We start from the raw sequence: 23153 nt of genomic DNA, 5'->3' as shown, positions 1-23153 counted from the left end.
CTACTAATAATCGCGCCCTGTCCGCGACTCTCACAGCGTCTGTCCCCCAGTCAGTGATCAGCCCAGTTTCATACTCGCGGCGAGACGCCTGATCTCCGCCGTGTGCGCGTGCTTGTCCGTCGACCTCAGGTCGTCCACGAGGTTCCGGGCGATCGGCCTGTTGCGCACGTGCTGAGGAGCGATCGCGTCAGCCCGCAGGATCGCGCCAGCCGCCAGGGCCGACTTGCCATTCATCATCTGGCCGACAGCCGTGCAGACCCAGAAGTGCGACTGCCGCTCGCCCGATGCGATGTGGCCGATGTTGACCAGCTCGGCACGCGAGAGCACGTCGCGAGGGTGCCCCAGTTCCAAGCTCACTTCCACAGAGTGGATCTCTGCGTTAACCGCGTTGAACTGAGTCTGGAATGCGTTGCCGTCCTCCGGTAGGCCGGCCGCCGCCTGTCGAGCCTCAGCCAGATGGGACTCCGCCTCCGGCCGATCCCAGAGTCGGGACCATGCGACAGCGGCCCGCAGATGCATCGCACCCCACAGCGCGCGCAGCGTCTGATCAGCCGTCCCCATGTGAGGTTCGAGGTCATCGAGAGCCTTGCGTGCCATGTCGCGCGCCGCGCCTAGCTCCCCCTCGTGCAGCCATAGACCGCAGAGATCCCAGCGAGCCGCAGCACGGAGGACCGGAGACTCTGCCCGCTCCGCCGCCACCAGCTCACGCTGAACAGCGCTCCATCCGAGGTCATGGTGACCGAGGAGGTTGGACGACACCCGCGCCATGTGGCTCGCCCGCAGCATGAGCGACTCGGCCCGCGGTACGTCTTGGCCCTCGGCGGTATCGCACAGGACGACCAGATCACGAAGAATCTGGGGGAGAACGTCACCCAGGGCGGCGAACTTCGCATCCTGCCTCAACCTCTCGGCCGCTTCGACCCGCGCCGTGAGTGCGGGAAGAGCCGGGACGTCCGTCACGGGGATCAAGGCCGCGCCGCCAGGCATGGTTGCCTGTTGAAGCGCGAGCCGGAGACCGGGGATCGCGGCGTGACCGGAGTCGAGTTCCGCAGTCTCGTGACGGTACGGCTGACCGGTCAGCTCTACAACCTCTACACCCAGAACCTCGGCGATCTGCCCGAGGACACTCATTCGATCAAGCGGAAGGCGACCAGTTTCAATCTTCGATACCCAGCTCACGGAGCGATCGACAGATGCCGCCAACTGCGCTTGATCCCAACCGAGACGGCGCCGCGCCCGTGCTACGCGCTGCCCTGTGGTCAGTTCAGCCATCATGGGTTCCCTTCGACACTACGACGGTACCCACGCCGAACCGTGACGCTGTCAGTAAAAGTGACAGTGGACGCCCGAACAGCCCCCAGGCAGGCCGGAGTTACGGATTTCTCTACCTCATCAAGCCCCGGCTGCGCTCCGCTCCGCCGGGCGCGCTCTCGGCTCCGCCGCGGGCGCCGCTCCTGCCTCCGGCCCGCTCCGCCCGCGCTGCGCCGACGCGCGCCCTGGTGAGGATTGGCCGGCGGCATGAAGTCAGAACACGTCGTGGCTGGGGCGGTCGGCTCCACGACTTTAGCCAGCCACTTTGGCGCGAGCCTCGAAGATCATGGCCCCAACGTCGTGCTTTACCGGGCAGGTCCACAGACTGCCCGACGCGCCGGAAGCTTACGGGGCCATGATCACTCGCGCCAAAGCAGCTCCCGGCCAAAGTCGCTCCGCCGACCTGTTGCAAGGGTTAACGTCGCTTTCGGATCTCTTTCAGCAGCTCATCCGCTTTGGCCATAAGCCTCTCGGCCTCCTGAGCTTGCCGCGAGACAGCACCAAATCGCTCTTCTTCCGCCTGGTATGGAGAGGTCAGAGATCGCCGCATATCTCTGTAGCAGTCAGTCAGCCCATCCAGCCTGTACCGGAGAAGATCGTCACCGACTAGATGAGCCAGTTCCTTGATACGGTCGGCCACTGCATCGCCGCCAGCCTGAGCAAACCAAGCGTCATCCTTGTAGCGGACGGTGACGCTGAGAGCTACGTCGCGCACTTTGCCGATCAGCGAAAGTAGCTCTTCAGGCCCAGCCATACGCCCGCGGCGGCTCTCGCGATGCTGGCTCCACGCTGCCCATAGGCCAGCCGGGCCACCGATTGCACCGATGATGCCGCCCGTAGCACTCAGCCAGTCCGTCGTCGCTGACATCGCCCCTCCCAACACGTGCCCGCTGCGTGCCCGTCATACCGGTAAGTCGCGGGTGTCCAGGGGCACGCACGGGTTAGTACGACGGCAATTGGCCCCCGACCAAGTTGCTGGTCAGGGGCCGTTCTTGCTGCTCTCAGAGCGGAGGTGGTGGGATTTGAACCCACGGTGACATCGCTGCCACGACGGTTTTCAAGACCGTTCCCTTCGGCCGCTCGGGCACACCTCCCCGCGTCGCCGATCACGGGCGACGCGGGGACAAGAGTAACGGGTCGGCACGCGCGCGTGAGTCGGCGCGGCGGTCAGCTGTCGCCGACGCGGGAACCGAGGGTCAGATCGACGGTGTGGGTCCTGCTGTCGCGCTCGTAGGTGATCACGACCTTGTCGCCGGGCTTGTGGGTCCAGATCTCGCCGATCAGGGTGGGGCCGCTGTCGATCACGTGGTCGTCGAGCTTGGTGATCACGTCGCCCGACTTCAGGCCCGCCTTGTCGGCCGGGCCGCCGGACTCGACGGAGGAGGCACCGCCGGCGCCCTGGTCGGTGATCTTCGCGCCGTTGGTCGAGTCCTCCAGGGAGACGGAGGCGCCGATCTTCGCGTAGACCGGCTTGCCGTTCTTGATCAACTGCTGGGCGACGTACTTGGCCTGGTTGATCGGGATGGCGAAGCCGAGACCGATCGAGCCGGACTGGCTGGCGCCGCCCAGACCGCCGCTGCTGGTGGACTGGATCGCGGAGTTGATGCCGATGACGTTGCCCTGGGCGTCGAGGAGCGGGCCGCCGGAGTTGCCCGGGTTGATCGACGCGTCGGTCTGGAGGGCGCTCATGTAGGACGCCTGGCTGCCGGTGCCGTCACTGGAGGCGACCGGGCGGTTCTTGGCGCTGATGATGCCCGTCGTCACCGTGTTCGACAGGCCGAAGGGGGCGCCGATGGCGATGGTGGAGTCGCCGACGGCCACGTCGTCGGAGTTGCCGAGGGTCAGCGGCTTCAGGTCCGACGGGGCGCTCTTGAGCTTGACGACCGCCACGTCGTAGCCCCGGGCGTGGCCGACCACCTCGGCGTCGTACTTCTTGCCGTCGGGGAAGGTGGCCGTGAGCTTGCCGCCGTCGACCGCGTCGGCGACGACGTGGTTGTTGGTGACGATGTGGCCCTGGGTGTCGAAGACGAAGCCGGTGCCGGTGCCGCCCTCGCCGTTGGTGGACTCGGCCTCGATGGTGACGGTGCTCGGCAGCGCCTTGGAGGCCACCGCCGCGATCGTCCCCGGGTCCCGCTTGACGGCTCCGCCGCTGGTGGCGGAGGAGACGGTCGTGGAACCGCCGTCGTCGTTCTTGGCCAGCGTGTAGCCGAGGCCGCCGCCCAGGCCGCCCGCGACCAGCGCGGCCACCAGGATCGCCGCGACCAGGCCGCCACGACCGCCGCCGGACTTGGGGGCCGGCGGGTGGTACGAGGAGCCCCAGCCGGAGCCCGCACCGCCGCCGTCGGCGTACGCGGGCGTGGCGGGCGGCGGGGGCGGCCAACCGCTCTCGGGAGCGGATCCGGTGTGCTGGAATCCGTCGTGCGGGCCCGCCGAGGCGTACGCGGGCGCGTGGCCGGCGTGCACCGGGTCGTGCTCCGGGACACCGGGGGCGCTCTGCGGCACCGCCGGGACCGGAGTCGTGGGTGCGCCATCGGGCGCGACGGCCTGCGGGGAAGCCACGGGAGATTCCACCGGCACGGGGGGTGCAGCCGGGGCCTGGGGTACCGCGGTGCCCTCGTTCTCGGTGCTCACAGCTCTTCTCCTCGATCCACGGCTGTTGTTCTCGGTCGCACTAGGTCACGCTCGCTCACGCTTGTCGCCGACCCGGCGCGCTGCAGCTGTGCAGGTGCTTTTGTATGCCGTCAGCTTTTCCCACGGGCCGTCAGAGCACCATAAGCGGTGGCTGTGAGTAAGCTGCCATTCTTTATATGAGACATTCTGCTCCGAACGGACACTTTTTCGGATCCCTCCGGCCCGACGCGTACCCCGCGCCGGTGGCACCATGACGCGGTGACCCACGCACGGCAGCACCACATTCAAGTCGTCGCCCACCGCGGGGCCTCCGAGGAGGCCCCCGAGCACACCCTTGCCGCGTACAAGATGGCGATCGAGGACGGCGCGGACGCTCTCGAGTGCGATGTCCGGCTGACCGCGGACGGCCATCTGGTCTGTGTGCACGACCGCCGCGTCAACCGTACGTCCAACGGCCGCGGGGCGGTGTCCGCCCTGGAGCTCGCCGAGCTCGCGGCGCTGGACTTCGGCTCCTGGAAGAAGCGGGACCACTGGCGCACGCGCGACGAGGAGCCCGACTGGGAGTTCCGCCCCGAGGACCCCGAGGACACCTCCGTCCTGACCCTGGAACGGCTCCTCGAGCTCGTCGCCGATTCGGGGCGACGGGTGGAGCTGGCCATCGAGACCAAGCACCCCACCCGCTGGGCCGGGCAGGTGGAGGAGCGGCTGCTGCTGCTCCTGAAGCGGTTCGGCCTGGACGCCCCGGCCGACGCCGCCGAGTCCGCGGTCCGCGTCATGAGCTTCTCGGCCCGCTCGCTGCACCGTGTCCGGGCCGCCTCTCCCCTCCTGCCCACGGTGTACCTGTTGCAGTTCGTCTCGCCGCGGCTGCGCGACGGGCGGTTGCCGGCGGGCGTGCGGATCGCGGGCCCGTCGATGCGGATCGTGCGCAATCACCCTGCGTACATCGAGCGCCTGAAGCGCGCCGGACATCAGGTGCACGTGTGGACGGTGAACGAGCCCGAGGACGTCGAACTCTGCGTCGACCTGGGCATCGACGCCATCATCACCAATCGTCCGCGCGCGGTGCTCGATCAACTGGGTCGCTGACCGGAGCCGCGCGGGCCCACCTAGGCTCGACACAGCTGCCCCATGAAACCAACCTTGACCCGGGCGCCCCACAGGAGCATCCTCCCCTCTCGGCCATACCGGCGAAATTCAGCCATCTCCTTACGGGGAGTGCACCGGCGCGTTCGCTCCGTGTTCGATCGTTGCGAGTACGTCACCGTCCGTGCATCGGCCGGTTTCCGGTACAGGCCATTGGGGCATCCACACCGTGGCGTGGGGCGAAGGAGGTCTCGGGGGTGGCGTTGGTGGTGGCACAGGAGGTGCCCACGTCGTCGAGCATGGCCGTACCCCACGGCCCTGCGGGCGTGGGGGAAGCGAGACACCGGATGCGTGATCAGTTGCGCACGGGTGGCCTGGCGGAATCGGTCATCGACGATGCCGTACTGATCCTTTCCGAACTGTTGAGCAATGCGTGCAAGCACGGACGGCCCCTGGGGGACGCGTTGGCCGGGGACGGCGACGTACGGGCCACGTGGCGGGTGGACGCGGGCGGCCGGCTGGTCGTCGAGGTGACGGACGGTGGCGGTCCGACCCGCCCGGCTCCGGCCACTCCGTCGGTCACCGCGCACGGCGGCCGCGGGCTGAACATCATCACGGCACTGGCCGACGACTGGGGCGTCCGGGACGACGCCCGGGGCGAGGTCACGGTGTGGGTCGTCGTCCACGACGGCGTCCACGACCCCGACGCCGGATGCCCACGCGCCGGCTTCGCCACCGCGCGCGTAGCGGCGCCGGCTCGGTCGGCACTGCGCGACCTGTCCTTCGCGGACGCGTTCGACGACCTGGACTAGGCCGGGTAGAGGTACACGCGGCGCGACGCCGTCGCCGTGCGTTGTCCACAGGGTCCCGTGGGTTCCCGTACGAGCGACTAGGCTCCCGCCCGTACAGACGAGCCGTAACCGGGAGACACCCACGATGGCCAAGAAGCGACCCCAGACGACGGCCAGGCGGCCGCAGCCCAGTGATGCGGAGATCCCGGTCGTCGGCGCCCGCGAACCCTGCCCCTGCAACAGCGGCCGCCGCTACAAGGCGTGCCACGGCCGGGCCGCCGCCCAGGCCGCGGCCGAGCTGGTGCACCGCCCCTTCGAAGGACTGGCGGGCGAGTGCGACTGGGTCGCGCTGCGCGAACTGGTGCCCGCGGCCACGGTCGAACTGCCCCTCAAGGACGGCCTGCCCGAGGGCGTTCCCTCGGTCACCCTCGCCACGGTCCTGCCGATGGCCTGGCCCGCCCTGCGCCGCGAGGACGGCTCGGTGCTGCTGGGCCTCCAGAACGACACGTCGTCGGGCGACATCAGCCGCGACCTCGCCGACACGCTCCAGCGCGCGTTGGAGGCGCAGCCCGGCACGCCCGTGCAGGGCCGCCGCGCCCCGGCGGACGGTCCGCGGCTGCAGGATCTGCTCGACCCCGAAGGCGCGTTCGAGCCAGTTGTGCACGACGGCTTCGAGTTCTGGGTCCCGGACGCGGAGAACGCCACTCCCGAGGTGACCGCCTCCCTGGAGCGGGCCAACGCCGCGGCCATCCCGACCGTGAAGCTGACCGGCGTGGACTCGGCCTACTGGTGCGAGACCCCGGACAAGAACCATCTGCGCTGGGTCATGCCGCACTCCGAGGAGCGCCTTCTGGACGCTCTCGCGCGGCTGCACGCGGCGGGCCGCTCCAGCCTCGGCGAGGGCACCCGTCTGGTGGGCTCCTTCCGCGCGCACGGCCTGACCGTGCCGGTCTGGGACCTGCCGAGCGGTGTCGGCGCGCAGGACGTCGAGAAGCCGGCGGCCGAGTTCGCCGAGCGCCTCGCCACGGCGCTGGCCTCGGACGCTCCGCTCACCCCCGACGAGCGTCGCGCGCGTGGCGGACTCACCAACCGACAGGTGACCCTCAGCTGACGCACAGGCTCGCCATCCCCTCGGGCTGACCGACCGGTCAGCCCGAGCGGGTCATGCGGATCTCGTGACTCCGGTCACAACTCCCGTCAAGGACAGGGCAGTCGGTGTCCGAATCGCCCGCTCGCCGCGTACGGACCGGTGTCCGAATAGCCGAGGAAAACAAGAGACCGAATTTGCGTAGGGCCGATCTCTTGTTACCGTTCCAGTAGCCCGGTTGCTGGTGCATCCCCCGTCGCCAGCAACCGGGTCTTTTCATGCCCGGCGCCGTTCACGCAACGCTGTCACGCGTCAACTGCGCGTGGGAGCAGGGGAGTTGCTCCCCGAGCGCAGCAACAGCGGGCCGCGCCCGGACCGGCCCGCGAACTCCGCGACCGCCGTGTAGGCGTCCAGCGCCCCCCGGGTCCGCTCACGGGGCGTGTCGCAGGTCCCCGGCTCGTCCTCCGCGCCGACCGCGCAGTTCATCTGCACCGTGCGCCCACCGGGACCCATGAAGCTCAGTACGGCGTCCAGGTCGCCGCCGGTCGCGTTGCGGTAGTAGGTGCGCGCCCAGGTGTCGTCGCCCTGCGTCATGACACACGTCTGCGCCTCGATGCCGTCCGGTGAGGTGAGCGCGGGCCCGCAGCGGGTGGCGGTGGCCAGTCCCAGGCCGAGCAGCAGCGGACCGCGGGCGTGATCGGCGGACGGCTCCTTCTCGTCGTAGCCGGAGGAGCCCGCTGGTTCGGCGGAATCCTGACGGTCGGGCGAATCCGGTTGGCCGGCGGAGTCCGTGCGACCGGACGAATCCATGAGGCCGGAGGAATCCGGGCGGCCGGAGGAATCCGTGAGGCCGGAGGAATCCGTGAGGCCGAGAGAGTCCGTGCGGCCCGAGGAATCCAGGCGGCCCGGGGAACCCGCGCGGCCCAGGGAGCCGGCACCGGCGCCGGAGGCGGAGTCGTCACCGCGCGCTGACGAACGTACGACCGCCCGCCCCTCGTTCGTGGACCCCGCGGACCCCGCGGACGCCATGGCCAGCGGCAGCGCCACCGCGGCTGCCACGACGCCCACGAGGGCGAGGAGACGTACGTTCATGAAGGGGAAGATAACGATCCGAGCCGGGCACCTCTCCCGGCGCGCGGCCGACATCCCTACAAGTCGGGCGCGCTCACACCCGTACGAGTGAGGGCCTCGACGACCGCGCCCACCACGGCCTCGACGTCGGGCACCCAGGGCGAGGCCGAGCCGGGCAGCGGAGCGCGCTCCCAGTGGATGGCGCCCTGGCCGGTCTCGGACGGCGGCAGGGCGAGATAGCCGCCCTCGCCGTGAAAACGGAGGGAACCGGGAACGAAGTCCTGGGCGTACAGCAGTTCGCCCAGCTGTTCCATCGAGTACGGCCGCACGAGCAGCGCCCAGCGGGTGGGCGAGGCCACGACCGGGCCGAGACGCATCCCCTCGCGATCGAGCGCGGCCAGCGCGTGCGAGGCCGCGAGGGCGGGGAGACTGACCGCGCAGGGCGCCGTGCCGCCGGTGGCCAGGATGATGGGCGCCGTCGGCCGGTTGGTCCACCACCAGCGCACCATGCGCGCGTCCGTGGTGGCCGCGAGAAGGCCGGGGTCGAAGGGATGCGCACCGGGCACCGTGCACTCCGGATCAGGGCAGCCGCAGCGGGCCCGCCCCTGCGGATCCGCCGCCACGCCCGGGAGTACGGGCCACTGCCATTCCGTCGCGACAGTCAGGGCCGTGCTGATCAACTCGGGCCCCCCGTCGCTGCGCTGGGACAGGAGCCTGCGTCGCCTTCCGAGGATCTCGCGCATGAGCGCTCGTTCCTTTCCGTTGCACGCCTGGCAACACCGTGGACCACATCACACCATGTGTCGATCACTTCACTGTGCGTACCTGTTGGCGCATCACACCCCTGTCGGAGACAAGGGGAACCCCTCTGGGCCGAACGTTGGCTGCGTCCGCGGCCGTTCCGTCCACACTGCGTCTGTCAAAAGCATGGGCGTGGCGTGGGGGTGGCGAAGTCTGGCGTTTGCCGTCTCGCGTATTTCTCTCCGCCTCCGCCACGGGAGGATGGGGCTCGGTCGTCGGTGGCTAAGACGCCCGGGTCGGTCACCAGGTTCCGGGTGGTTGCCAACCGCCCCTGGCCCTTACCGAGTACGTACCCATCACGACCGCTGTGACGCTCCGTCGAGCTAGGCCAGTCGACCGCAATCACCCGTTACCCGAGGCAGTTTTAGGCCAACTTTGCTTTTCCGTAAAGGATACCGGAGGGGCGCGTGAAAAGTCCTCCGAATCCCCATGGACACCAGGAATCCCGGCAGGACAATGCTGGACATCTCCTCACGAGTGCGTGTACATGTGGAGACACCGCTAGCGGCGCAGAATGACATGGGGGTTTGCGATGCTTTTGAGCAATACGCACCGGTCGGAAAGCCGGACGACATGAACGCCCCTCACCCTCCGAAAGTGGCTGGAATCGATTCAACGGTTCCCGCACCAGCACACACTGTCGCGCCCGCGCCAGCCGCATCGGGCACCACTCCCGTCTCTGCTGCCGTCTCCTCCCCCACACCGGCCGGTGCCCTGCTCCAGGACCGGCTCGCCGGCTGGGTCTCGGACCTCACCACCCTGCACGAGCTCACCGAACGCCTGGTCCGTACGGACACGCTCCCCGGCGCGCTCCAGGAGCTGCTGCGCGCCGGTGCCGCCCTGGTGGGCGCCCGCCGCGGCGTCGTCGTGCTGGAACCCGCCGACGGACTCGGCCCCGAGACGACCCTCGGCCTGGGCCTCGCCCGCGCCGACCTCGGCCAACTGGAGACCGTGCCGCGCGGGGCGCTGTCCTACGGCGCGCTCCTCGACACGGACGCCGGGCTGCCCGGCGGCAGCACCGAGATCGTCCGGCCCGACCTGTTCGCCGAGAAGGCGCTCGACCCCCGCCACCGCGAGGTGGCCGCCCGTCTCGGCTACGCCGCCAGCTACGCGCTCCCGCTGTCCACCGCGGCCGCGGGCCGCCTCGGCGCCGCCGTCTGGCTCTACGACGAACCCGCCGAGCCGGTCGAACGCCAGCGCCACCTGATCGGCCTGTACGCGCGGTACGCCACCGAACACCTCGCCCGGCTCGTCGAGGTCGAGCGCACGCGCGCGTGCATGACGACGATGTCCGAGGAACTGCTGCCCTCACGGCTGCCCCGGGTCAGCGGGGTCCAGCTCGCCGTCCGGCACCGCACCGGGCCGCGCGGCGGCGGCGACTGGTACGACGCGCTGCCGCTGCCGGACGCCGCACTCGGCCTGGCGGTCGGATCGGTCACCGGATCCGGGCCGAGCGCGATCGCCGCGATGGGCCGGCTGCGCGCCTCCCTGCGGGCGTACGCCGTGATGGAGGGCGAGGACCCCGTCGCCGTCCTGTCCGACCTGGAGCTGCTGCTCAGGCTCACCGAGCCCGCCCGCTCCGCCACCGCCCTGTTCGCGTACTGCGAACCCGCGCTGCGCAAGATCACCCTGGCCGGTGCCGGGCACTGCCCGCCGCTGCTGGTCGGTGAGCGGCGCACGGAGTTCGTGGAGACCTCCGTCTCGGCGCCGCTCGGGATGCTCGCCTGCTGGGAGGCGCCCAGCGTGGAGCTCCAGACCGAGCCGGGAGAGACGGTCCTGCTCTACACCGACGGGCTGCTGCACCGTACCGGCGACTCCGTGGACCGGGCCTTCGCCCGGCTGCACGCTGCGGCGTCGAGCGTGCCCAGGGCGCTGCGCCAGGAACCGGACGCCGTCGCCGAGCACGTGCTGCGCACCGTGCTGCCGGACGGGCTGGACGTGACGGACAGCGCGGAGGACGTCGTCCTCATGGCGGCTCGCTTCGAGTGATCGCCCCTCGGCGACCTCCCGGTCACCGCTCGGCGATCCCCCGCCGAACCGACGGCGTTCCCCACCGAATCGTCGGCGGTCCTCCCCTCGCCTTCCGACGCCCTTCGCCGAACGGTCGCCGCTCTTCTTGCAGCCCTCGGCGCCCCGCGCCGAACCGTCGCCGATCTCACCGTCGCCCCTCGTCGATCCCCCGCCGAACCCTCGACGATCCCCACCGGATCGTCGGCGGTCCTCCCCTCGCCTTCCGACGCCCTTCGCCGAACGGTCGCCGCTCTTCTTGCAGCCCTCGGCGCCCCGCGCCGAACCGTCGCCGATCTCACCGTCGCCCCTCGTCGATCCCCCGCCGAACCCTCGACGATCCCCCCGCCGAAGCGTCGGTGATCTCACCGTCGCCCCTGGCCGACCCGCGCCGAACCCTCGGCGATCTCCCGGTCGCCCCCCGGCATTTCCCCCGCCGGACCGTCGGCGGCATCCTGATCACGCCCTCGGTGTTCCTCCGCCGAACCGTCGGTCAGGGCCCTTGGCCCCTGGGCTCTCCCGCGTACGACCGTACGATGGACAAGGTCCAGTGCCGTATCAAGGAGGATGACCGTGGCCGACGAGCTCACCCCGGAGACCCCGGAGACTGAGTCGGAAGAGCCGATCAAGCAGCGCAAGAACGGCCTGTACCCGGGCGTGTCCGACGAGCTGGCCGAGAACATGAAGTCCGGCTGGGCCGACACGGAGCTGCGCGGCCTGGAGCCGATCCCGCAGGCCACCGAGGCCGCCGCCCGCCGCGCGGCGCTGTCCGCGCGCTTCCCCGGCGAGCGTCTGGTCGTCCCCGCGGGCAATCTGAAGACCCGCTCGAACGACACCGAGTACGCCTTCCGCGCCTCGGTCGAGTACGCCTACCTGACCGGCAACCAGAGCGAGGACGGCGTCCTGGTCCTGGAGCCGACCGCGGACGGTCACCAGGAGACGATCTACCTCCTGCCGCGTTCCGACCGCGAGAACGGAGAGTTCTGGCTCTCCGGACAGGGCGAGCTGTGGGTCGGCCGCCGGCACTCCCTCGCCGAGTCCGAGGCGCTGTACGGCATCCCCGCCTCCGACGTGCGCGAGCTCGCCGACGCGCTGCGTGAGGCCACCGGCCCGGTCCGCGTGGTGCGCGGCCACGACGCCGGCATCGAGACGGCCCTGACCGACAAGGTCACCGCCGAGCGCGACGAGGAACTGCGTGTCTTCCTCTCCGAGACCCGCCTGGTCAAGGACGCGTTCGAGGTCGGCGAGCTGCAGAAGGCCGTCGACTCGACCGTGCGCGGCTTCGAGGACGTCGTGAAGGTCCTCGACAAGGCCGAGGCCACCAGCGAGCGCTACATCGAGGGCACGTTCTTCCTCCGCGCACGCGTGGAGGGCAACGACGTCGGTTACGGCACCATCGCCGCCGCCGGCCCGCACGCCTGCACACTGCACTGGGTGCGCAACGACGGCCCGGTCCGCTCCGGCGACCTGCTCCTGCTGGACGCCGGCGTGGAGACGCACACGCTCTACACCGCGGACGTCACGCGCACGCTGCCCGTCAACGGCCGCTTCAGCGAGATCCAGAAGAAGATCTACGACGCCGTGTACGAGGCCCAGGAGGCCGGTATCGCGGCCGTGCAGCCGGGCGGCAAGTACCGCACCTTCCACGACGCCGCGCAGCGCGTGCTGACCGAGAAGCTCGTCGAGTGGGGTCTGGTCGAGGGCCCGGTCGAGCGAGTGCTCGAACTCGGTCTCCAGCGCCGCTGGACGCTGCACGGCACCGGTCACATGCTCGGCATGGACGTCCACGACTGCGCGGCCGCCCGGGTCGAGTTCTACGTGGACGGCACGCTGGAGCCCGGCATGGTCCTCACCGTCGAGCCCGGTCTGTACTTCCAGGCCGACGACCTGACGGTGCCCGAGGAGTACCGCGGCATCGGCGTGCGCATCGAGGACGACATCCTGGTCACCGAGGACGGCAACCGGAACCTGTCGGCGGGGCTGCCGCGCCGCTCCGACGAGGTCGAGTCCTGGATGGCCGCGCTGAAGGGCTGATACGGCGGCGATGGCCGGGTACCGGAAGAGGTGCCCGGCCATCGGCGTGTGCGCGCCCCGTGCGCGTGCCTGGATTTCACGTACCTAGGGGGAGGGTTCTCGTGAACGACTTCTGGTCCGGTGTCGGCATGGACCTGCGTATGGAGCCGGACGGCGCGCAGGGGCGGCGCGCCGGTCTCGAACGCGCGCTGCGGGACGCGGTGCGCGACGGGCGGCTGACGCCCGGCACCCTGCTCCCGGCGACCCGGCGGCTGGCGACCGACCTGGGGATCTCGCGCAACACCGCGAAGGCGGCCTACGACCAGCTGGTCGCCGAGGGCTACCTCACGGCACGGCAGGGGTCGGGCACCCAGGTCGCCTCGCTGCCCTCGCCCGACGCCGCCGCTCCGGACGTGACGGCACGCGCGCGTGAGCCCCGCCTCGATCTGCGGCCCGGCAGCCCGGACGTCGGGGCGTTCCCGGCGGCTGCCTGGCTGCGGGCGCTGCGCCGCGCCATCGCGACAGCGCCCTCACTGGCGTACGACTACGGCGATCCGCGCGGCCGGATCGAGCTGCGCACGGCGCTGTCGGGGTACCTGGGGCAGGCGCGCGGGGTGATCGCGCCGCCGGAGCGGATCGTGATCACCTCCGGGTACGTCCAGGGGCTGGCGCTCCTCACGCGCGTGCTGGACGGCGCCCGCGTCGCCATGGAGGATCCCGGCCTGCCGTTCCACCGTGAGGTCGTGCGGCGCAACGGCGGGAACGTGGTGCCGGTGCGGGTGGACGAGCGGGGTGTGCGCGTGGCGGAGCTCGGTGACGTGTCGGCCGTCGTGGTCACCGCCGCCCACCAGTACCCGACCGGCGTGAGCCTGCACCCGGAGCGGCGGCGGGCGCTCGGCGACTGGGCACGCGCGGGTGGCGGGCTGATCGTCGAGGACGACTACGACGGGGAGTTCCGCTACGACCGGCAGCCCGTCGGCGCGCTCCAGGGCATGGCGCCGGGACAGGTCGTCTACCTGGGCACCGCCTCCAAGACCCTCGGCCCCGGGCTGCGGCTCGGCTGGATGGTGCTGCCGCCGCGCCTCGTCGACGCGGTCGCCGACGCCAAGCTGCACAGCGACCACCACACCGAGTCCATCGGCCAGTTGGCGCTGGCCGAACTGATCGACAGTCACGCCTACGACCGGCACGTGCGCGCGTGCCGCCTCAGGTACCGGCGCCGCAGGGACCAGCTCCTGGCCCGGCTGGGGACGCGCCGGGGGGTGCGCGGTATCGCGGCCGGGCTGCACGCCCTGGTGGAGGTCACCGACGAGAAGGAGACCCTCGCCCGGGCCGAGGCGGAGGGACTCGCCGTCGGCCACCTGGGGGAGCACTGGCACACACCGGGGGCGCGGGCGCGGCCTCAGGGGCTGGTCATCGGGTACGGGACGCCTCGGGAACGGCTCTATCCGGAGGCGCTGGACGTGCTGGGAAAGGTGTTGGCGGGGGGCTGACCGAAGGGCTCGCCCACCTCACCGACCTATCGGCGGCATGTCCAGGAACAGGGCGCCCGCCGGCAGGCCGGCACTGCCGCGCGAGCTCCACACACGCGCGCGTGGAGGTTGTTGTCGCGGGCGGTCAGGGCGTCCCGGCCAGCCCGCGTCGCCGTACCACCCACGGCCGGCACCTCACAGGCACCCGCCTGGACGTGGCGCAGACCCATCGGGCCGGTGGCGTCCAGCAGTTCGGTGTCCTGGAGGGTGGACATCACCGTCAACAGGGCTTCGAGCCAGGCTTGTTCGTCGGTTACGTCGGCCGGGCGCGGCGGTGAGGGCGTCCAACGCCCTTCTTGCATGCGGGAATCCGGCCTTCGTCTCGCCTCGTCGGCGGTCGAGCCGTCCGCGCTCTCCGCGGGCGCGGAGCCGCCGGGGTCGGCGGTGGTGCAGCCAGCCGGGGGACGCTCAGGACGCCGTCACCAGCGGAGCGTTCTTGCGCCACTTGAGGATCTTGTCGAAGCTCACCACGGCCCCGGTCCGGCCGGGCCGGTTGCCGATGTGGACGTGGTCGGCGAGTTCCTGGATGAGGTACAGCCCCCGACCGCTCTCCGCGTCGGTGTACGCCGTGTCGGCGTACACGGCGCGGGCACCACGGTCACCGCGCTCACCGCGCTCACCGCGCTCACCGCGTTCACCGGCGAAGCCGGGGCCCGAGTCGGCGACCTCGATGCGGCACTTCTCGCCGTCGAGGTAGGCGGTCACCCGGTACGCCTCCGAGTAGCCGCCGTGCGCAGTGCCCCCGCCGTGTTCGACGGCGTTGGCGCAGGCCTCGCTGAGGGCCACGGAGAGGTCGTAGGAGATGTCGGGATCGACGCCCGCCGTCTCCATCGTGCCGAGCAGCAGGCGCCGGGCGAGCGGAACGCTCGCAGCTTCGCGCCGCAGATGGAGTGACCACCAGATGCTCATGCTCCAGCCTCCAGGCCGCGGCTCGACATACCGTTACGTATTGCCCCCAGCGCCCGTATGTAAGCGCGAATTTGATGTGATGCCGCCCATTTAGGGGATGCGCCCGTGGGGTCAATCGGTGTATGTAGGACTCATCCGCACCAGCCGACACAGAAGGTGATCTTCCGGTTTCACCGGAATCCTCGTCATCTTGCGGACCTGCCGTATGGAGTCGGTAACGCCAGTGCGATGATGAGCGCGCCATGTCTGCCCCCCACCCGCGCACGGCGCGCTCCGGAAGCGATCTCCGGCTGTTGCGGGCCGCGGTGTTCGCCGCGGTCTGTGTCGTGCTGGCCGCGGCCGGGCACGCCCTCGCCTCCTGCGCCACGGTGCCGCTGTGGACGCTGGGCGCGGGATTCCTGGGGGCCCTGACGGTCGTGGCACCGCTCGCCGGACGGGAACGCTCGCTGCCCGGGATCGCGGCGCTGCTCGCCCTCGGACAGACCGTGCTGCACACGCTGTTCGGACTGGGACAGCACACGGCCATGGCCTCGGCGTCGACATCGGCATCGGCGTCCGGCGCGACGTCGATGGGGTCCATGGCGTCGATGGGATCCATGGCATCGACGGGATCCCTCGGCTCGACGGGCTCGATGACCGACGCCGCGTTGATCGAACGGGCCGCGCGGATCCTGTGCGGAGGCACCGCATCGGCGCTCAGCCCCGACCAGGCCCAGCGGATCCTCGCCGACGCGCGGCTCTACCCGGGAACGGGGACGGGCACCGGCACCGGCGGCACGGGCACCACCGCCATGCACGACCCGGCGGACGCCCTGTCCACCGCCGCCGGTTCCACGGCGTCCCTGCTGCCCTCCCTGCCGATGCTGCTCTGCCACCTCCTGGCGGCCCTCGCCGCCGGCTGGCTGCTGCGCCGCGGCGACCGCGCCCTGCTGCGGATCGTCGAACTGTCGGCGGACGGAGCGCAAGGAGTCGCGGAGGCGGCGCTCGTACGTTCCCTGCGCGGTGCGCTCGCGCTGGTGCGCGCCCTGCTCGCCGGGCTGCCGGCCGGGCCGGAGGCTGACCCGCGCCCGGGGCGCCCCGCCGCGCACCTCGCGCCGAAGCCACGCACCGCCGCACTCCAGCATTCGGTGATCAGGCGCGGCCCGCCGGCCGCCGCCGCACTCGTCCTCGCTGCCTGACACGACGCGACCAGCCGAGCCACTCCGCGGGAGTTCCGCGAGGAGGGCGGCCGCCGTCGTGCGGCACGCGCGCGTGTCCGTGGATCCGACCCGATGGTCACCCACCCGCACGCGTATCCCTCTTCATCACCGGAACCACCCTCGAAGTGGAGTGCACCCTTACATGAAGGCTTCCCGCATCGCCGCCGCCGCTGCCGTCGCCGGTTCGGCCGTTATCGCCCTGTCCGCCCCGGCCTTCGCGCACGTGAGCGTCCAGCCGGAGGGCACGGCCGCCAAGGGCGGCTACGCCGTCGTCGACTTCAAGGTCCCCAACGAGCGCGACAACGCCTCGACCACCAAGCTCGAGGTCACCTTCCCGGCCGACCACCCGCTGGCCTCGGTGATGCCGCAGCCGCTCGCCGGCTGGAAGGTGGAGGTCACCAAGTCCAAGCTGGACAAGCCGCTCGAACTGCACGGCGAGAAGATCTCCGAGGCCGTCACCAAGGTCACCTGGACCGCGGAGGGCAAGGGCATCGAGCCCGGCTACTTCCAGAAGTTCCCGCTCTCCATCGGCGCGCTGCCCGAGGACACCGACGAACTCGTCTTCAAGGCGCTCCAGACGTACTCCAACAAGGACGTCGTGCGCTGGATCGAGGTCCAGGAGGACGGCGCGGAGGAGCCCGAGAACCCGGCCCCGGTGCTTGAGCTGTCCGCCGCCTCCGAGGACGGGCACCACGGCTCGTCCGGCGCGAAGGACGCCTCCGCGAAGACGGACGACGCCAAGGCCGCCGGGAGCAGCACCGAGGCGGCCGGCTCGGCCGACAGCTCCGACACCACCGCCCGCGTGCTGGGCGTGGTCGGGATCGTCATCGGCGTGGCGGGCGTGGCGTACGGCGTGACCGCCGGCCGTCGGCGCGGTGCCGGCGGCAACGCCTGAGCCTGATCGTTCACGGTGCGCACCGGGGGTGCACAGCCCCCGGTGCGCACCGGAGTTCACACATCTGGGACATTTCTCTATGCGCAAGAAGACCTTCGCCGCGGCCTCGCTGCTCGCCGCCGCCATGCTGACCCTCTCCGCCTGCGGCAGCGGTGACGCCGGTGACAGCCCCGTCGCCGTCGTCTCCGAGGACACCTCGCAGCAGGCGGCCACCGTCCTCGACCAGCCCTTCGAGAAGCCGGACCTGGTTCTCACGGACACCCAGGGCAAGAAGTACGACCTCCGTCAGGAGACCGCGGGCCGGCCCACGCTGATCTACTTCGGCTACACCAACTGCCCCGACGTCTGCCCGCTGACGATGAACAACCTCGCCGTGGCCAAGAAGCAGCTGCCCCAGGCCGACCAGGACAAGCTGCGGATCGTGTTCGTCACCACCGACCCGGACCGGGACACCCCGGCCGCGCTGGGCAAGTGGCTCAAGGGCATCGACCCTCAGGTCGTCGGCCTGACCGGCGGCTTCGACACCGTGCAGGCCGGCGCGCGCACGCTCGGCATCACCATCGAGCCACCGCACAAGGACAAGAACGGCAAGACCGTCTCCACCCACGGCACCCAGGTCATCGCCTTCTCTCCGAAGACGGACGCGGGTTACGTGCTCTACAGCGAAGAAGCCACCGTCGACGACTACACCAAGGACCTGCCAAAGATCATCAAGGGGGAGAACCCGTGAGGCTCCCCGGTACGGCGGCCGTGGCGACGACCGCCGTGACGGTCGCGGCGCTGGCCCTGACCGGCTGCGGCGGCTCGGACTCGGACGCCGCCTCCGGTGCCTCGGGGGCCGAGCTGTCCGTCAGCTCCGCCTACATGCCGCAGCCGGTCTCCGACTCGATGGCGGCGGGCTTCCTGACGATCGCCAACGAGGGCGCCACGAAGGACGAGCTGACCTCCGTCACCAGCGACGCGGCGGGCAGTGTCACCGTCCACGAGACCGTCGGCACCTCGATGGAGGAGGTGGCGTCCCTGGATGTCCCCGCACACGGTCGACTCGTCTTCAAGAGCGGCGGGAACCACCTGATGTTCGAGAAGCTGAAGCGCAAGCCGATGCAGGGCGAGAAGGTGACCGTCGAACTGCACTTTGCCGAATCCAGGCCTGTCACGGTCGAGATACCGGTGAAGTCGGCCACGTACAACCCCAAGACCGGGCACTGAGGGAGGGACCACCTTGACACTGACCATCGCCCCGCGCGTCCGCACCCTGGTGCTGCTGTTCCTGGCCGTCACCGGCGCACTGCTCGCCGGAGCCGGTCCGGCTTCCGCGCACGCCGCGCTGACCGGCAGCGACCCGGCGCAGGGGGTGGTGGTCGACAAGGCTCCGACGCAGGTGTCGCTCACCTTCTCCGAGCAGGTCGCGCTGTCGGACGACGCGCTGCGGGTGCTGGACCCCAAGGGCAAGCGCGTCGACAGCGGCAAGCCGGCCAACCTGAGCGGCACGACGTACGCCGTGCGGCTGCACAGCGGGCTGCCCGACGGCACCTACACCGTCACCTACCAGGTCGTCTCGGCGGACAGCCACCCCGTCTCCGGCGCGTACACCTTCTCCGTCGGCGCCCCCTCGCAGACCACGGTCTCCGTGGACCGGCCGGCGGCGGGCGGCGGAGTGGTCGGCTGGCTGTACGGCTTCGGACGATATCTGTCGTACGCCGGCTTCATCGTGCTGGTCGGCGGCGCCTGCTTCGTCCTCGCCTGCTGGCCGCGCGGCTCCGGGGTGCGGGCCGTGCAGCGGCTCGTCGTCTCCGGCTGGGTCACGCTCACCGCGGCCACGCTGGGCCTGCTGCTGCTGCGCGGCTCCTACACCGGCTCCGGGAAGGCCGGTGACATCTTCGACCTGAACCTGCTCGGCGAGGTCCTCCAGACCAAGACGGGCGCCGCGCTGGTCTCCCGGCTGCTGCTGCTCGCCGCGGCCGCCCTCTTCATCGCCGTGCTGTTCGGTGCCTACGACAAGCGCGAGGACGACGAGAAGCGTGACCTGACCTTCGGGCTCGCGGTCGGCGGGACCGTCGTGGCGGCCGGGCTCGCCGCGAGCTGGGCGATGGCCGAGCACGCCTCGACCGGACTCCAGCCGGGGATCGCGATGCCGGTCGACATCGTCCACCTGCTGGCCGTGGCCGCCTGGCTCGGCGGACTCGTCACCCTCCTCGTCGCGCTCTACCGGACCCCCGCGGACACTCCCGTCGGGGCCGCGGCCGTGCGCCGTTTCTCGACCGTCGCCTTCGGCAGCGTCGTCGCGCTGGTGCTCACCGGCGTCTACCAGTCGTGGCGTCAGCTGGGCGCCTGGTCGGCGTTCACCGACACCACCTACGGTCAGTTGCTCCTCGTCAAGATCGGTCTCGTGGCGCTGCTCGTCGGCGTCGCCTGGATCTCGCGACGGTGGACGGCGAGGCTGTCGGACACCGAGGCGGCCGGGACAGCGGTGAAACCGCGCGATGACGAGGTCCGGGAGGCGGACGAGGCCGACGGCCAGGACGCGGGCGAGGGCGCGGAGAAGAAGGAGCCCGCGGGCGTACGGACGGGCTCGGGCTCCGCGTCGGCAAGCACGTCCGCGACCGCGACGGGTTCCGTGACCGGCTCTCTGACCGGCTCGGCAGCCGGTCCCGCGACCGGTCCCGCGACCGGGGAGTCGGCGGCCGGTACGAAGGCGTCGGCGGCGGATGACACCGAACGCGCCGCCCAGCTCGCCCGCCAGCGGACCGCCGTGGACACCGCCCGGCAGAAGCGGCTGCGCGACGCCGACCCCGACCGCCACGGACTGCGCCGCTCGGTGCTCGCCGAGGCGGGCGTGGCCGTCGTCCTGCTGGCCGTGACCACCGTGCTGACGCAGACCGAGCCCGGCCGTACCGAGCAGGAGGCGAAGGCCGCCACCTCGTCGTCCTCGGCGTCCTCGGCGTCCTCGGCGACGGACCCCGGCTCTTCGGGTGCCCTGACCCTCGACATGCCGTTCGACACGGGCGGCAAGGACGGCAAGGGCGTGGTGAGCGTCGACCTCGACCCCGCGCGGGTCGGCGCCAACGAGATGCACGTCTATGTCGAGCGGGCCAACGGCCGCGGCTTCGACGTCCCCGAGGTGAAGATCGCCTTCACCCTCACCGCCAAGGACATCGGGCCGCTGCCTGTCGTCCCCGACCGCATCACCACCGGACACTGGGCGGCGAGTGGCGTGCAGCTCCCCATGGCCGGCGACTGGAAGATCGCCGTGACCGTGCGGACCTCCGACGTCGACCAGGTGACCGTCTCCAAGAACGCGCAGATCGGCTGAACCACACCATGGCTGACCAGTCCATCCCGCAGGCCCGTACACCCGGGGCCGTCGCCGAGGGGGGAGTCTTCGAGGAGGCTCCCGCCGCGGCAGGACTCACGCGACGCAAGCTGCTCGGCACCGCCGGTGTCACCGGGCTCGCCCTCGGCGCGGCGGGCGGGGCCGTCGGCTATACCGCCGCGCCCGCCGCGGCGGATCCGCTCACCTCGCTGGGTGCCGACCGGGCGATGTTTCACGGGAAACATCAGCCCGGCATCACCGAGGGCCTCCAGGCCCGTGGCCATCTCGCCGCCTTCGACCTGGTGGCCGGCGCGGGCCACAAGGAGGCGGCCGCGCTGCTGCGCCGCTGGTCGGCCGTGGCCGAGCGACTGATGGCGGGCGAGGCGGCCGGGCACGGCGACACGGACGTGGCCCGCGACGCCGGCCCCTCCTCGCTGACGGTCACCTTCGGATTCGGCTACGACTTCTTCGCGAAGACCGGGCTGGAGAAGCAGCGTCCGGTCTCGCTCGACCCGCTGCCCGACTTCTCCTCCGACCACCTCGACAAGGCCCGCAGCAACGGCGACCTGTGGGTGCAGATCGGCGCCAACGACGCCCTGGTCGCCTTTCACGCCCTGCGCGCCATCCAGAAGGAGACGGGCAGCGCCGCGCGGATCCGCTGGCAGATGAACGGCTTCAACCGTTCGCCCGGCGCGACCTCCCACCCCATGACCGCCCGCAACCTCATGGGCCAGCTGGACGGCACCCGTAATCCCAAGCCCACCGAGTCCGACTTCGACGGGCGGATCTTCGTGCCCGCGTCCGGCACGAAGGACCCGGCCTGGATGGCCAACGGCTCCTACGTCGTCGTACGCCGTATCCGCATGCTCCTCGACGACTGGGAGCGGCTCTCGGTCGCGGCCCAGGAGCAGGTCATAGGGCGTCGCAAGGCCGACGGCGCCGCGCTGTCCGGGGGCGGCGAGACGACCGGGATGGACCTGGAGAAGCGGGACTCCCACGGCGACCTGGTCGTTCCGCTGGACGCGCACGCCCGGATCACCCGGCCCGACACGAACGGCGGAGCGGCCATGCTCCGGCGCCCGTTCTCCTTCCACGACGGCTTCGACCCTGATGGAGTGCCGGACGCGGGGCTGCTCTTCGTCTGCTGGCAGGCCGACCCGCTGCGTGGCTTCGTGCCGGTGCAGCGCAAGCTCGACCGGGGCGACGCGTTGTCGAAGTACATCCGCCACGAGGCCAGCGGGCTGTTCGCGGTACCGGGCGGGGCGGCCGAGGGCGAGTACGTGGGACAGCGGCTGCTGGAGGGGTGAGAGGCGCCCCGGGTCACCCACGAGAGGGGCCGGCACGGGATACGTACGCCGGGTTCCGCAAGGCCCATTAGGGTGAAGTCATGCCAGCCAGCTACGCGTATCTCGGCCCCGAAGGCACCTTCACCGAAGTCGCCCTGCGCAGGCTTCCGGAGGCGGCGACCCGGGAACTGACCCCCTACGTGTCCGTGCAGTCGGCGCTCGACGCGGTCCGCACCGGCGAGGCCGAGGCCGCGTTCGTGCCGATCGAGAACTCCGTCGAGGGCGGTATCACCACCACCCTCGACGAGCTGGTCGCGGGGGCACCGCTGACGATCTACCGCGAGGTGCTGCTGTCCATCACCTTCGCGCTGCTGGCCAGGCCCGGTACGAGGCTGTCCGACATCAAGACGGTCACCGCCCACCCGGCCGCCCAGCCGCAGGTGCGCAACTGGCTGAAGGCGAACCTCCCGAACGCCGTCTGGGAGTCGGCCGCCTCGAACGCGGACGGCGCCCGCCTGGTCCAGGAGGGCCGATACGACGCCGCCTTCGCGGGCGAGTTCGCGGCCGCCCGGTACGGCCTCGAACCGCTGGAAACCGGGATCCACGACGCCGAGAACGCGCAGACCCGGTTCGTACTGGTCGGCCGGCCCGCCCGGCCCGCGGCACCCACCGGGGCGGACAAGACGTCCGTCGTGCTCTGGCAGCGCGACGACCACCCTGGCGGCCTGCGGGACCTGCTGGGCGAGTTCGCCTCCCGAGGTATCAACCTCATGCTGCTCCAGTCCCGCCCGACGGGCGCCGGCATCGGCAACTACTGCTTCTGCATCGACGCCGAGGGCCATATCTCCGACCGGCGGGTGGCCGAGGCCCTGATGGGGCTGAAGCGGATCTGTCTGGAGGTGCGCTTCCTCGGCTCCTACCCGCGGGCGGACGTGGGACTGCAGGACGTGCGGGCGTTGCGGCGGGGAACGTCGGACGAGGAATTCGTGTCGGCGGCCGACTGGGTGGCTCGGTGCCAGGACGGCCGTTTCTAGCCAGTTCACGCCGGTTCTACCTGCATATTTTCGTTATCCACAGACGTTATCCACAGGTTGGCTTCTCGACCTGGGGACAAGTCGACAACGAAGCACCACCTAGTCGACAAATCGGCCTACAGGCCCCGACTGCACCCTCGATCGCACAGGTCACCCTTCGTCCACTCTTTTCCTTTGATCAATCCTTTGG

At 71.0% G+C, this 23153-nt stretch carries 20 protein-coding genes and 1 tRNA gene; 13 read left to right on the top strand and 8 right to left on the bottom strand.

Annotation, left to right across the window (positions count from 1 at the left end):
- Positions 1 to 57: 57 nt before the first annotated feature.
- The 4 genes from ACFV0T_RS06935 to ACFV0T_RS06920 form a co-directional block, all read right to left on the bottom strand.
- A complete protein-coding gene (locus ACFV0T_RS06935) occupies positions 58 to 1272 on the bottom strand; it encodes a multiprotein-bridging factor 1 family protein (protein ID WP_385775276.1) in 1215 nt (404 codons plus the stop codon).
- A gap of 454 nt (positions 1273 to 1726) precedes the next feature.
- Complete coding sequence (locus tag ACFV0T_RS06930) at positions 1727 to 2179, bottom strand: hypothetical protein (RefSeq protein WP_385775274.1); 453 nt, start codon at positions 2177 to 2179, stop codon at positions 1727 to 1729.
- A gap of 139 nt (positions 2180 to 2318) precedes the next feature.
- Positions 2319 to 2405, bottom strand: a tRNA-Ser gene (locus tag ACFV0T_RS06925).
- 73 nt (positions 2406 to 2478) lie between these two features.
- Positions 2479 to 3942, bottom strand: a complete 1464-nt coding sequence (locus ACFV0T_RS06920) for a S1C family serine protease (protein ID WP_385775272.1) — start codon at positions 3940 to 3942, stop codon at positions 2479 to 2481.
- A gap of 258 nt (positions 3943 to 4200) precedes the next feature.
- On the opposite strand from ACFV0T_RS06920, the gene ACFV0T_RS06915 reads away from it, so the two are divergent.
- The 3 genes from ACFV0T_RS06915 (at position 4201) to ACFV0T_RS06905 (ending at position 6927) form a co-directional block, all read left to right on the top strand.
- Positions 4201 to 5028 (top strand): glycerophosphodiester phosphodiesterase, encoded by an 828-nt coding sequence (locus tag ACFV0T_RS06915; protein ID WP_385775270.1) that lies wholly within the window; start codon positions 4201 to 4203, stop codon positions 5026 to 5028.
- A gap of 254 nt (positions 5029 to 5282) precedes the next feature.
- Positions 5283 to 5837, top strand: a complete 555-nt coding sequence (locus tag ACFV0T_RS06910; protein WP_385775268.1) for an ATP-binding protein — start codon at positions 5283 to 5285, stop codon at positions 5835 to 5837.
- 124 nt (positions 5838 to 5961) lie between these two features.
- On the top strand, positions 5962 to 6927 hold the full coding sequence (locus ACFV0T_RS06905; protein WP_385775266.1) for a DUF5926 family protein: 966 nt from the start codon (positions 5962 to 5964) through the stop codon (positions 6925 to 6927).
- Between the two features lie 288 nt (positions 6928 to 7215).
- On the opposite strand, the gene ACFV0T_RS06900 is transcribed toward ACFV0T_RS06905, so the two are convergent.
- On the bottom strand, positions 7216 to 7713 hold the full coding sequence (locus ACFV0T_RS06900; protein WP_385775529.1) for a hypothetical protein: 498 nt from the start codon (positions 7711 to 7713) through the stop codon (positions 7216 to 7218).
- Between the two features lie 338 nt (positions 7714 to 8051).
- Positions 8052 to 8717 carry a bifunctional DNA primase/polymerase gene (locus ACFV0T_RS06895; protein WP_385775264.1) on the bottom strand — a complete coding sequence of 222 codons (666 nt, stop codon included), beginning with the start codon at positions 8715 to 8717 and terminating at the stop codon, positions 8052 to 8054.
- Positions 8718 to 9231: 514 nt separating this feature from the next.
- Here ACFV0T_RS06895 and ACFV0T_RS06890 point away from each other — a divergent pair.
- From ACFV0T_RS06890 to ACFV0T_RS06880, 3 genes are all read left to right on the top strand, one after another.
- Positions 9232 to 10764, top strand: a complete 1533-nt coding sequence (locus ACFV0T_RS06890; RefSeq protein WP_385775262.1) for a PP2C family protein-serine/threonine phosphatase — start codon at positions 9232 to 9234, stop codon at positions 10762 to 10764.
- 585 nt (positions 10765 to 11349) lie between these two features.
- A complete protein-coding gene (locus ACFV0T_RS06885) occupies positions 11350 to 12816 on the top strand; it encodes an aminopeptidase P family protein (protein ID WP_385775260.1) in 1467 nt (488 codons plus the stop codon).
- 101 nt (positions 12817 to 12917) lie between these two features.
- Entirely contained in the window at positions 12918 to 14288 is a 1371-nt protein-coding gene (locus ACFV0T_RS06880; protein ID WP_385775258.1) for a PLP-dependent aminotransferase family protein, read from the top strand.
- Positions 14289 to 14314: 26 nt separating this feature from the next.
- On the opposite strand, the gene ACFV0T_RS06875 is transcribed toward ACFV0T_RS06880, so the two are convergent.
- Positions 14315 to 14542 (bottom strand): hypothetical protein, encoded by a 228-nt coding sequence (locus tag ACFV0T_RS06875; RefSeq protein ID WP_385775527.1) that lies wholly within the window; start codon positions 14540 to 14542, stop codon positions 14315 to 14317.
- Between the two features lie 193 nt (positions 14543 to 14735).
- On the bottom strand, positions 14736 to 15236 hold the full coding sequence (locus ACFV0T_RS06870; RefSeq protein ID WP_385775256.1) for an ATP-binding protein: 501 nt from the start codon (positions 15234 to 15236) through the stop codon (positions 14736 to 14738).
- Positions 15237 to 15478: 242 nt separating this feature from the next.
- Here ACFV0T_RS06870 and ACFV0T_RS06865 point away from each other — a divergent pair, with 242 nt between their 5' ends.
- From ACFV0T_RS06865 to pheA, 7 genes are all read left to right on the top strand, one after another.
- A complete protein-coding gene (locus ACFV0T_RS06865; RefSeq protein WP_385775254.1) occupies positions 15479 to 16414 on the top strand; it encodes a hypothetical protein in 936 nt (311 codons plus the stop codon).
- A 163-nt stretch (positions 16415 to 16577) separates the two neighbouring features.
- Complete coding sequence (locus ACFV0T_RS06860) at positions 16578 to 17330, top strand: YcnI family protein (protein ID WP_385775252.1); 753 nt, start codon at positions 16578 to 16580, stop codon at positions 17328 to 17330.
- A 79-nt stretch (positions 17331 to 17409) separates the two neighbouring features.
- Positions 17410 to 18060 (top strand): SCO family protein, encoded by a 651-nt coding sequence (locus ACFV0T_RS06855; protein ID WP_385775250.1) that lies wholly within the window; start codon positions 17410 to 17412, stop codon positions 18058 to 18060.
- On the top strand, positions 18057 to 18539 hold the full coding sequence (locus ACFV0T_RS06850) for a copper chaperone PCu(A)C (protein ID WP_385775247.1): 483 nt from the start codon (positions 18057 to 18059) through the stop codon (positions 18537 to 18539). Before ACFV0T_RS06855 ends, ACFV0T_RS06850 begins: the two co-directional genes overlap by 4 nt.
- Before the next feature lie 13 nt (positions 18540 to 18552).
- On the top strand, positions 18553 to 20643 hold the full coding sequence (locus ACFV0T_RS06845) for a copper resistance CopC/CopD family protein (protein WP_385775245.1): 2091 nt from the start codon (positions 18553 to 18555) through the stop codon (positions 20641 to 20643).
- Between the two features lie 8 nt (positions 20644 to 20651).
- Positions 20652 to 21950 carry an iron uptake transporter deferrochelatase/peroxidase subunit gene (efeB, locus tag ACFV0T_RS06840; protein WP_385775243.1) on the top strand — a complete coding sequence of 433 codons (1299 nt, stop codon included), beginning with the start codon at positions 20652 to 20654 and terminating at the stop codon, positions 21948 to 21950.
- Positions 21951 to 22030: 80 nt separating this feature from the next.
- Positions 22031 to 22963 (top strand): prephenate dehydratase, encoded by a 933-nt coding sequence (gene pheA, locus ACFV0T_RS06835; protein WP_385775241.1) that lies wholly within the window; start codon positions 22031 to 22033, stop codon positions 22961 to 22963.
- Positions 22964 to 23153: the final 190 nt, after the last annotated feature.

This window comes from Streptomyces sp. NPDC059582 (assembly GCF_042735715.1).
Classification (GTDB): domain Bacteria; phylum Actinomycetota; class Actinomycetes; order Streptomycetales; family Streptomycetaceae; genus Streptomyces.
Note: the sequence above shows the minus strand (reverse complement) of the source record. Positions and strands in the feature narration are given on the sequence as shown.